General features: G+C 40.7%; 11 protein-coding genes. 4 read left to right on the forward strand and 7 right to left on the reverse strand.

Annotation, left to right across the window (positions count from 1 at the left end; all coding sequences use genetic code 11):
• Positions 1-107: 107 nt before the first annotated feature.
• A complete protein-coding gene (locus tag HNQ80_RS14825) occupies positions 108-536 on the reverse strand; it encodes an aspartate carbamoyltransferase regulatory subunit (RefSeq protein ID WP_184311451.1) in 429 nt (142 codons plus the stop codon).
• The gene (gene pyrB / locus HNQ80_RS14830; protein WP_184311452.1) at positions 530-1,468 is read right to left on the reverse strand and encodes an aspartate carbamoyltransferase; all 939 of its coding nucleotides are present in this window, start codon (positions 1,466-1,468) and stop codon (positions 530-532) included. The genes HNQ80_RS14825 and pyrB overlap by 7 nt, the downstream gene beginning before the upstream one ends.
• A 233-nt stretch (positions 1,469-1,701) precedes the next feature.
• On the opposite strand from pyrB, the gene HNQ80_RS14835 reads away from it, so the two are divergent.
• Genes HNQ80_RS14835 through HNQ80_RS14850 form a run of 4 tightly spaced genes read left to right on the forward strand, consistent with a single transcriptional unit; the run spans position 1,702 to position 5,795 of the window.
• Positions 1,702-3,177: a dihydroorotase gene (locus tag HNQ80_RS14835; protein WP_243183287.1), complete on the forward strand. Its 1,476-nt coding sequence runs from the start codon at positions 1,702-1,704 to the stop codon at positions 3,175-3,177.
• Positions 3,168-4,112 (forward strand): orotidine-5'-phosphate decarboxylase, encoded by a 945-nt coding sequence (gene pyrF, locus HNQ80_RS14840; protein ID WP_184311453.1) that lies wholly within the window; start codon positions 3,168-3,170, stop codon positions 4,110-4,112. The genes HNQ80_RS14835 and pyrF overlap by 10 nt, the downstream gene beginning before the upstream one ends.
• 11 nt (positions 4,113-4,123) lie before the next feature.
• Positions 4,124-4,894 (forward strand): dihydroorotate dehydrogenase electron transfer subunit, encoded by a 771-nt coding sequence (locus HNQ80_RS14845; protein WP_184311454.1) that lies wholly within the window; start codon positions 4,124-4,126, stop codon positions 4,892-4,894.
• On the forward strand, positions 4,881-5,795 hold the full coding sequence (locus HNQ80_RS14850; protein WP_184311455.1) for a dihydroorotate dehydrogenase: 915 nt from the start codon (positions 4,881-4,883) through the stop codon (positions 5,793-5,795). Before HNQ80_RS14845 ends, HNQ80_RS14850 begins: the two co-directional genes overlap by 14 nt.
• Positions 5,796-5,816: 21 nt before the next feature.
• Here the strand turns inward: HNQ80_RS14850 and HNQ80_RS14855 are convergent, their stop codons facing one another.
• The 5 genes from HNQ80_RS14855 to HNQ80_RS14875 all read right to left on the reverse strand — a co-directional run bounded on the left by HNQ80_RS14855 (position 5,817) and on the right by HNQ80_RS14875 (position 10,125).
• Positions 5,817-6,197, reverse strand: coding sequence for a DUF4363 family protein (locus HNQ80_RS14855; protein WP_184311456.1), 381 nt, complete (start codon positions 6,195-6,197; stop codon positions 5,817-5,819).
• Positions 6,198-6,212: 15 nt separating this feature from the next.
• Positions 6,213-6,884 (reverse strand): YetF domain-containing protein, encoded by a 672-nt coding sequence (locus tag HNQ80_RS14860; RefSeq protein WP_184311457.1) that lies wholly within the window; start codon positions 6,882-6,884, stop codon positions 6,213-6,215.
• Positions 6,885-7,059: 175 nt separating this feature from the next.
• A complete protein-coding gene (locus tag HNQ80_RS14865) occupies positions 7,060-8,061 on the reverse strand; it encodes a M42 family metallopeptidase (RefSeq protein ID WP_330602889.1) in 1,002 nt (333 codons plus the stop codon).
• Positions 8,054-9,082: a M42 family metallopeptidase gene (locus HNQ80_RS14870; RefSeq protein ID WP_184311459.1), complete on the reverse strand. Its 1,029-nt coding sequence runs from the start codon at positions 9,080-9,082 to the stop codon at positions 8,054-8,056. The genes HNQ80_RS14865 and HNQ80_RS14870 overlap by 8 nt, the downstream gene beginning before the upstream one ends.
• Entirely contained in the window at positions 9,073-10,125 is a 1,053-nt protein-coding gene (locus HNQ80_RS14875) for a M42 family metallopeptidase (RefSeq protein WP_184311460.1), read from the reverse strand. The genes HNQ80_RS14870 and HNQ80_RS14875 overlap by 10 nt, the downstream gene beginning before the upstream one ends.
• Positions 10,126-10,467 lie beyond the last annotated feature (342 nt).

Genomic DNA, 10,467 nt, shown 5'->3' on the forward strand with positions numbered 1-10,467 from the left:
TTTAGGATATTCTTACCCTGCCTATTCTAATATATTCATGTAGATGCAAGAAAGTGACAAATCATTGAGAAATAAGGATTGAATATAAACTATAGAGAGCGCTTCCTCTATAGTTTATATCTTGTGATTTCTTCACAGTAGCTACACTTATATTCCATAGATGTCTCTGATACCAGTTGAAAAGTGGGCTTTACATAGTCATCAAAATTGGTAATACATCTTGGGTTATGGCAAGAGAAAAGCCCTTTAATCTTTTCGGGGAGGCCAACTTTTTTCTTAGAGACGATTTTACTGTTTTCAATGACATTGACGGTAATGTTTTGGTCAATGAGACCCAGAAAATCTAGATCGATATCAATGCTATTTTCGATTTTGATGATGTCTTTTCTTTTCATATTTTTACTGGATACATTCATCAGTAAAACCACAGGATAATCCACCTGATCCAGCATAAGCTTGTTGAATATTTTTAGTCCATTACCAGAAGAAATATGATCCAAAACGATCCCTTTTTTAATGCTAGCCACCTCTAACATGATACATCCACCCCCAACAGTTTTGTAATTAAGGCCATTCGAACATACACGCCCAATTCAGCTTGTTTAAAATATACACCCCTAGGATCATCATCCACGTCATAGGCAATTTCGTTTACCCTTGGCAGGGGATGCATGACAATCATATCTTTTTTTGCATGGGAGAGTTTTGATTGGTTGAGAAGATAACTATCCTTGAGTCGAGCGTAATCCGCTTCATTGAAGAACCTTTCTCGCTGGATTCTTGTCATGTATAGAATGTCAATCTGAGATATTACATCTTCAATATAGCGGGCTTCTTGAAGCTCAACATGGAAGTCTTCTTTTAAAGTTCTCTTCAAAGTATCAGGAAGAGTTAGCTCTTCAGGGGAGATTAATATAAACTTCTTTGTGTTATATCTTGCAAGGGTACGGATGAGGGAGTGAACGGTTCTACCGAATTTCAAGTCTCCACAAAATGCTACGTTATGACCTTCTATGGTATCCTTATACATTTTGATGGTAAGTAAATCCGTCAGGGTCTGAGTAGGATGCTGATGACCGCCGTCACCACCATTGATGATGGGGATGGATGCATAATGAGATGCCAATTTTGGAGCACCTTCCTTTGGATGACGCATCACTGCAATATCGGCATAGGCTGACATGCAGCGAATTGTATCAGCAATGCTTTCGCCTTTAGAAACGGAACTGGTATTCGCATCACTGAAGCCAATAATACTTCCACCTAAGCGGAGCATAGCTGTTTCAAAACTAAATCTGGTTCGCGTACTCGGCTCATAGAAAAGGGTGGCCAGGATTTTGCCTTTGCAGGCCTCCTTGTATTTTTCTGGTGCTTCATACATCTTTTTTCCCAATGCCACAACTTCATTGAGTTCCTCGATGGTAAAGTCCTCTGGTTCGATCAAGTGTCTAATGGTTTGCTTGTTCATGATTTACTCCTCCTTTTTAGTCTCACGGGACCAACTTAAAGGTGCTTATATAAAAACAAATGCCTTCTTTCCATGAGGAAAAAAGGCATGATGAATCGAAATAGATCTAACTGCTTTCCATAACCTTTTTAACCTCACGGGGTTAATTTAAAGGGCTATTTATTTTTTCTAAATTTATCATAGAACCTAGAAGATGTCAACCCAAAATAGAATGGAATTTTTTCATTGACATCATGGAAAACCATATGGTAACATGTAAAAAACGAATAGGAATGCCTTTAAATTGGTCCAGAGAGGCCGGTAAGGATGAAATCAGGATAAGTATAGATAGTGTATATCTATATTTTGTTATGGGTATCGTACAGCCTTCTGCCTCTGGTAGAAGGCTTTTTGCTTGTAAAAAACAGGGAGGGATTTGTGTGATTGTTATCAAGAATGGTAGAGTAGTGGACCCGCAAAATGGGGTTGATAAGATTACAGACATCCTAGTGATAGACGGAAAAATAGGAATGATTGCACCCCAGATCCATGTGGAACATGCGAAAATAATAGATGCCACTGGAAAGGTAGTCGTTCCTGGCTTTGTGGACATCCATGTTCATTTAAGAGAACCAGGATTTGAGCACAAGGAAAGCATTCGGACAGGTACTATGAGTGCAGCAATGGGCGGTTTTACTACGATTGCTTGCATGCCAAATACGAAGCCTGCAGTCCATTCAAAAGAGATCGTCCATTACATTCTAGATAAAGCAGAAAAAGAAGGTATTGTGAATGTGCTACCCATCGGAAGTATCACGACAAACCTGGACGGAAGTACACTAACAAACGTTAAAGAACTAGTGCAAAGTGGTGTTGTGGCCATATCTGATGATGGAAAGACACCTATGGATACTGGGATCATGGAAAAGGCATTTGAGGAAGCCAGTAAGAATCAGATTCCTCTTATTGACCACTGCGAGGATCACGATTTGGCCAAAGGTGGCAGTGTGAATGAGGGAAAGGCTAGTGAAAGAACGGGGATAAAAGGGATACCCAATGCTGCGGAGTGGAGAATTGTCGCCAGGGATATTGCACTGGCAGAAAAATATGGAACGCATCTCCATATTGCCCATATTAGCACAAAGGAGTCGGTTGCACTGGTACGTAAAGCTAAGGAGAAGGGGTTAAAGATTACTTGTGAAGCAGCTCCTCATCACTTTGCTCTTACAGATGATGTGGTGACACGGCAAGATACCTATACAAAGGTCAACCCTCCCCTTCGGAGTCAGGATGATGTAGATGCAGTACGACTTGGGTTAAAGGATAGAACCATCGACATTATTGCCACAGACCATGCACCCCATGATGAAGACAGCAAGCGAGTAGCCTATGAGGAAGCTTCCTTTGGCATTAGCGGTCTGGAAACAGCTTTTGCCATCAGCTACACGGAATTGGTAGAAACAGGTATACTCAGTTTTTCACAGTTGGTTGATAAAATGAGCTATTTACCATCAAAAATCATTGGTATAGATAGAGGTGCCCTCACCGTTGGAAAGGTTGCTGATTTGGTTGTACTAGATCTGAATCAAGAAGAGAATATTGATGCAAGTAAATTTGTATCCATGGGAAAAAATACACCTTTCCATGGAAAACGCGTAAAAGGAAAAGTATTGTATACCCTGGTAGATGGAAATGTTGTGATGGAGAAGGGAGTGGTTTTATGTTCGTAGATCGATTGATTCAACAGATTAAAGAAAAGAAAAGCAACATTGTGGTGGGATTAGATCCAAGACTGGATATGATACCAAAGCACATTCGAGAAAAATCCTATCGTATGTATGGAAAAAATTTAAGAGGAGCTGCAGAAGCCATATGGACTTTCAACAAGGAAATTATTGAATCTGTCTATGATCTTATTCCTGCTGTGAAGCCTCAAATCGCTTTCTATGAGCAGTATGGATTGGAAGGATTGGAATCCTATCAGAAAACTTGTAGATTAGCCCAAGAAAAAGGTCTGCTGGTTATTGGGGATGTGAAACGAGGCGATATTGGTACCACATCCAAGGCGTATTCTGATGCCCATTTAGGCTTGACTGATGTGGAAGGGGAACGAATAGAAGCTTTTCCTACAGATGCCATCACGGTAAATCCCTATCTGGGGGATGATTGCCTTAAAGAATTTATGAAGGATATTGTGGACTATGAAAAAGGGATGTTTGTCTTGGTGAAGACATCTAATCCAACCTCAGGGCAGCTTCAGGATTTAGAGGCAGGGGGAAAGAGAATATATGAAATTGTAGCCCATCTTGTGCATCAATGGAGTAGAGAAATGATGGGTGCTCATCAATATTCATCCGTAGGGGCAGTGGTAGGTGCTACCTATCCGGAGCAGGCAAAAAATCTAAGAAGACTTATGCCGACATCCTATTTTCTTGTGCCTGGCTATGGGGCCCAAGGGGGAACTGCCAAGGATATTATAGACTGCTTTGATGAGCGTGGTTTAGGGGCAATCATCAATTCATCTCGAGACATCCTTTATGCCTATCAGAAAGAGAACAGTGAATATAAGGAACAAAATTTTGGAAGAGCTGCAAGGAATGCGGTTTTAAAGATGCAAGAAGAAATCAATGGCTTATTATTGGAACAAGGTAAACAGTACTGGTAAGGGGGGATTTGATGAAAGCATCCAGCGTATGTAAGATTCTTAAAACAGAGAGACTAGCCAAGGATATCTATAAAATTATTGTAGCGAGACCAGCGGAATGCCATGAGATTACAGCAGGACAGTTTTTTCATATTCAATGCAGTGAAGAAGGACAGTCATTCTTAAGGCGACCAATCAGTGTATGTGAGGTAGAAACGGACCAATTGAGTTTTGTTGTACGAAAATCAGGGAAAGGGACAGCTGCACTCTGCAGTAGAAAAGAAGGAGAGTACTTGGACATCATAGGGCCATTAGGCAACGGATTTGTGCCAAAAGGAGAGAGGGTCCTTTTGGTGGGTGGTGGCATAGGTGTAGCGCCTTTGGTAGAACTTTGCAAAAATCTCAAGGATAAGGATATAAAGGTGTTGTTAGGGTTTCGAACGGAGGCTTACTTGGTAGAGGCTTTTAAAAAATATTGTAAAGCAGTAGAGGTTGCCACAGAGGATGGAACTTTTGGATATAAGGGTTACGTGACAGGACTGCTAGAGGAAACCATGGAAAATCCACCAGAGATGATATATGCCTGTGGACCAGAGATTATGTTAAAACAGATACAAAAGTATGGCAAGGCAATGGGAATTCCTACCCAACTGGCAATGGAAGAACGGATGGCTTGTGGTGTGGGTGCCTGTTTGGTTTGTAGCTGTAAAGTGAAGGCAGGAGAAGACTGGGATTACGTGCGAACCTGCAAGGAAGGTCCTGTATTTTGGGGAGAAGAGGTGATCTTTGATGAAGGCAATTGATATGACGGTAGATTTAAAGGGTCTTACCTTGCAAAATCCCATTATGGTTGCTTCTGGAACCTTTGGATTTGGAAGGGAGTATGGTGAATACATTGATTTGAATCACTTGGGCGGAATTATGGTGAAGGGTCTTACCCTTGAAGCAAGAAAAGGCAATCCAGTGCCTAGGGTGGCGGAGACCCCCATGGGCATGCTCAATAGCGTAGGACTCCAAAATCCAGGGGTGGAGGCATTTATCCAGGAGGAATTACCTTATCTATCTCAATTCAGTACACGGGTGATTGCAAATATCAATGGCAATACGATGGAAGAGTACTGTAAGATAGCAGAAAGACTATCAGATACAGGGGTAGATGCTTTAGAATTAAACATATCCTGTCCAAATGTCAAAGAGGGTGGCGTTGCCTTTGGCCGAGATCCTGAAATGGTCTATAAGGTGACCAAATGTGTACGAGAGCATACAAACAAGTATTTGATTGTCAAGCTTAGCCCAAATGTTAGAGATATTCGAGAGATTGGGCAGGCAGCAGAAGAGGGAGGAGCAGACTGCATATCTTTGATTAATACATTAATAGGTATGGCCATCGATATCGAGCAGCAAAAGCCCATTCTGGCTAGGGGAATTGGGGGATTTTCTGGACCTGCCATCAAACCGGTGGCCTTACGGATGGTCTATGAAGTGGCCCAGACCGTAGGAATACCCATCATCGGCATGGGTGGAATTTCTAGCGCTCAAGACGCCATTGAATTTCTATTGGCAGGAGCCAGTGCCATCGCTATAGGTACAGCCAATTTTATAAACCCTTTGGTTACGATGGAAATTAACGAGGGGATACAGGGATATTTAGAAAGAAAAGGATATACATCGGTGAGAGATATTATCGGAAAGCTAAAAGCCTGAAACCATTATAGTGCTATAAATCTATAATAAGTTTGTCAGCGTAACAGCTTCACTTTCTTTCACAATATGAAACAATTGTTTGAGAACCTCGATCTCGCCCAGAGAAAGGGGTTTATCTTTTTCTTCTATATATTTGCGCGTTCGTGCCATGGCGAGATCGATATTGTCGATTTCATGATGATGAATCATAACAGCCCATCGATTTCTTATCTCGCCCCATTGTTTTTTGATTTGTAGATATTCATTCACAGCAGAATCCCAATTTTCTGATTCAATATTCTTCGTCATATGATCAAGGGACTGAATCAGATCTGTTGCATGGGTATCAATGTAATTGTAGGCAAGAAACCATCCACCGATAATGACAATGATGACAATGGAAACAGCAATTAATGATCGCATAGGAACAGATTCCTCCTAATCTTTTTTCTGTACATACAGTTTTTTGTTTTCATCTAAAAAGCAAAAAAGCACATCCTTATAGTCAGAGATATTGCGAACCCGTAATTGTTCCAACAACCAGTTTTCATTACGTTGTGCTATTTTTAAATTGGTGTGGTTGATATGGCCATCAATAATAAGAGAGATAGGCATATTCTCATAGGTAGGTTGAATATTTAAGTCTTCAACCGTGACAGGCCTTTTGTTTGCTTTAGGAATAATACTTAGCTCTCCATTGGTTTCTAAAATTGCAAATTCAACATCGGCTAAACTGACATATTCCTTTTCTCGTATTTGTTCCACCAAATCATTAATATTGATGCGCAGACGTTGCAGCTCCTTGATATTGATTTTTCCTTCATTCACTAGTACACTAGGTTTACCACAGATAATGCCCCGGGCCCACTCACTTTTCATATTGATATACGAAATCAGAATCTGAGCAAAGAGCAGGGTAATAATAGCGATGAGATTGTTTAAAATAGATGCTCCTGTGTTTTCCATGGATAAGGCGGCTAATTCTGCAATCATTAGCATGATTACCAGCTCAAAGGGCTGAAGTTCAGTTAGCTCTCCCTTGCCCATCATGCGAATGGCAAAGACTACAAAAATATAAATAAATAAGGTTCTTATTAATATAATGAGCATAAAAAACACCCTTTCCAGCAGAATTCATCCTATGCTAATTAAATTTTGCTAGAAGGGAGAAATTTATTCTTTTTAGCAATATAAATAATGGGGAAATGAAAAAGATGAAGATGCATTCGTATTTTTATCATAAGAAAAGCCCTACAACGGGATGATGGTTGCAGGGCTTTTGACATTAAAATTGAATATCTTGCTCAAGAATTTTCGTTAGAAGCATTACTGAATGCTCAACATCTTTTCGAGAAACCATTTCTGAAGGAGTATGAACGAACCTACATGGAATAGAAATGACACCGGAGGGTACGCCGCTGCGGGTCAAATGAATGGCGCCGGAGTCTGTACCGCCAAAATCTAATACTTCCAATTGATAGGGGATATCGTGGGCTTTGGCAGTATCAATCATCAGATTTTTTACTGCAGGGTGACTAAGCATTGAATTATCCCTAATCTTGATAGCAGGGCCATCTCCGAGCTTGACGTCCATGGTTCTCGCCTTTGGCGTATCGCCTGTAAGCGTAACATCGACAGCGATTCCCATGTCAGGATCGATGCCATAGGCAGCTGTCTTTGCGCCTCGAACACCCACTTCTTCTTGTACAGTAAAAACAAAGTACAACTCGTTGGGAGAATCTTTTACGGCCTTCAAGGCTTCAATAGCAATAAAGCAGCCGATACGGTCATCCATGGCTTTGGAGATGAGTTGATCGCCTTCTTGGGTGAATGTATTATAGAAGCATGCTACATCTCCCACATGTACCTTTGACAACGCTTCCTCCTTGGATTTCGCGCCAATATCGATGAACATTTTATCCAGCTTTAAATTTTTCATTTCATCCAAATGCTCCATGCCGACAACGCCAATGGTTCCATCGGCAAACATGACGCGCTGATATAGGGCTGTGAAAGGGGATACACCACCTATATTGGAGAAACGAATAAAGCCATTATCGTCGACACTTGTAGCAATGACACCAATTTCATCCATATGAGCTGCAATCATGATTCTTTTGCCTGGACCCTTTTTGACAGCAATCAGATTACCCATTCGATCAGTTTTCACTTCATCCGCATAATCTTTGATTTCTTCCATGATGAAATCTCTAATCTTTTCTTCGTTGCCAGAAGGACCATAGGATTCTACCAGTTTCTTTAATAGGCTTAATTGTGCATTATCCACGGGCATATGCCTCCTTTTTTATGTTTTTAAGGAAGAGTTTCAAGAGTCTTCCGCATCCATCAAAATCATCTTTAGACATAATAGAGGATGGTGAATGAATATAACGACAAGGTATAGATAGTGCAGCAGAAGGTATTCCTTCCCGGGTAACATGAATAGCTCCAGCATCATTACCACCTGTTGTAATTTGTCTAAATTGAATGTTAATGTTGTTGTCCACTGCAGTCTGATGAATTTGTTTTATGAGTCCCTTGTCGAAGAGAGAAGCCATATCCATGATGGATAGGGCTGGCCCATGGCCTAACCGGGTGCCGTGCTGAGCTTCATCCACATTGGTAACATCAGAGCAAACTGTGCCTTCAACGACTAGGGCGAAATCAGGATCGATGCCATAGGCTGCTACCCTAGCACCACGCAGACCGATTTCTTCCTGTACGGTAAATACTGCATAGAGGGTGGCATCATAGGTTTCTTTTAGTAACTCAATGAGGATGGCGCAGCCTACGCGATCATCTAAGGCTTTTGCCTTTACGAGGTTATTGCCAAACTCGATGTAATCGCTGAGAAAAGAGATATAATCTCCTTTGGAAACCAGTTTTTCAGCTTCAGCCTTAGATTTGGCTCCGATATCTATATATAACTGCTTGTGTTTTAATGCCTTTGTACGTTCATCGGGTTCTTGCAGATGAATGGCCTTTGCGCCAATCACCCCGGGTACTTTATTGCTTCCTATTTGAACTATTTTAGAGACGAGGATACGATCATCTATGCCCCCTACAGGAACGAATTTAATAAATCCTCCTTCATCGATGGATTTGACCATAAGGCCGATTTCATCCATGTGTGCGGCCAGCATTACTTTCGGATAACCTTCTTTGCCTTTTTTCAAAGCGATTAAATTGCCAAGTCGGTCCACTTTGATTTCATCTACATAATCCTTAATCTCATCCTTGATGATGTCCCTAATTTCTTTTTCATTGCCTGGCAAGCCAGAGGCTTCGGTTAACCTTTTTAATAGCATAGGAATCCCTCCAAATCTTCTTCGTCCAAACTGGCAATAAAATAAGCAAGGAGCTTTCCTGTATTTTTAATATCACTTATATCCAGGGTCTCTACAGATGTATGCATGTATCTTAAAGGAATAGAAAGCAAGCCTGTTGCTACTCCAGATTGTGTAACTTGCATTGCCCATGCATCGGTTCCTGAGTGACCAGGAAGTATTTCTATTTGATAAGGTATGTTATGGTCTTTGGCAACCTGAATAAATCTCTCATAAATTTTAGGATGGATATTGGCACCTAGACCAATGGTAGGTCCTTTACCTATTTCATAGGCTTCGTCCTTTGATAGATCAGGCGTTGATCCAAAAGTGACATCAATGGCAATACCAATATCAGGGAGTATGTCATAAGTACTAACGATAGCACCCCTTGTACCAACCTCCTCTTGAACGGTTGCTACAGCATAGACATCACACTGATGCCTTAATTTTTGTAATATCTGTAGGCACTCATACATTACAGCTACACCTGCGCGATCATCCAACGCTTTTGCAGAAATAAGTCCATTTTGAAGGTTAATCATTTTGCGATGGATGGTAATGGAGTCACCTACGCGAACAAATTTGTCTACTTCTTCTTTTGAAAGGCCTACGTCAATCAACATATCTTCCATCTTAATGGCCTTCACCCGATCGCTTGGATCGAGGATGTGGGGTGGTTTTGTACCAATTACGCCAAATAAGCCTTTTGTTCCATGAACCATGACCTCTTGGGTTAAAAGGGTTCTTTGGTCAACGCCGCCGATATTGGTAAATTGAATAAAACCTTTATCGTCTATTTTCTTTACCATGAGACCTATTTCATCCATGTGGGCAGCAAGCATGATTTTTATGGAATTAGGCCCCATACCTTTTTTATAAATGACTAGGTTGCCCAATCGATCTTTTTTGGAATCATCGGCAAGTCCATCAAAATGCTTCTGAATGACATCGCTAATAGTGTGTTCAAATCCAGATATGCCAGGGGTCTCTACCATGTCTTTTAACATCTGTTCTAGTTTCATTGCTCTCCTCCTTCCAAATTTAACCTATAGCTATCATTATAACAGAAATCACTGAAAATATGCCCTAAAGTGTAAGATAATATGGATAATATTAACATAGATCCAAGTATTGACCTGGACTTATGAATATGATATATTAGTTCATGTCCTTGATGCAAGGGGTGAGAGTCAAAGGGTAGGAAAAATTACCAGTTGATTTGAGGTAAGAAACATGGTAAGATAGATTTTGTCGTCGCGAGAAACAAGTTATAAAAATTACCATAAAAAAACTTGTTGACACAAAACGACAAACATGATAATCTATATAAGTCGCCAAAACGAGCGACACAAACTTTGGTCTTT

The organism is Anaerosolibacter carboniphilus, from assembly GCF_014205875.1.
GTDB classification, from domain to species: domain Bacteria; phylum Bacillota; class Clostridia; order Peptostreptococcales; family Thermotaleaceae; genus Anaerosolibacter; species Anaerosolibacter carboniphilus.

Coding starts and splice junctions, on each gene's coding strand:
- HNQ80_RS14835 (WP_243183287.1), top strand. CDS start 1,702: ATGGAAAACCATATGGTAACATGTAAAAAACGAATAGGAATGCCTTTA.
- HNQ80_RS14825 (WP_184311451.1), bottom strand. CDS start 536: ATGTTAGAGGTGGCTAGCATTAAAAAAGGGATCGTTTTGGATCATATT.
- HNQ80_RS14860 (WP_184311457.1), bottom strand. CDS start 6,884: ATGCTCATTATATTAATAAGAACCTTATTTATTTATATTTTTGTAGTC.
- pyrB (WP_184311452.1), bottom strand. CDS start 1,468: ATGAACAAGCAAACCATTAGACACTTGATCGAACCAGAGGACTTTACC.
- HNQ80_RS14875 (WP_184311460.1), bottom strand. CDS start 10,125: ATGAAACTAGAACAGATGTTAAAAGACATGGTAGAGACCCCTGGCATA.
- HNQ80_RS14845 (WP_184311454.1), top strand. CDS start 4,124: ATGAAAGCATCCAGCGTATGTAAGATTCTTAAAACAGAGAGACTAGCC.
- pyrF (WP_184311453.1), top strand. CDS start 3,168: ATGTTCGTAGATCGATTGATTCAACAGATTAAAGAAAAGAAAAGCAAC.
- HNQ80_RS14850 (WP_184311455.1), top strand. CDS start 4,881: ATGAAGGCAATTGATATGACGGTAGATTTAAAGGGTCTTACCTTGCAA.
- HNQ80_RS14870 (WP_184311459.1), bottom strand. CDS start 9,082: ATGCTATTAAAAAGGTTAACCGAAGCCTCTGGCTTGCCAGGCAATGAA.
- HNQ80_RS14855 (WP_184311456.1), bottom strand. CDS start 6,197: ATGCGATCATTAATTGCTGTTTCCATTGTCATCATTGTCATTATCGGT.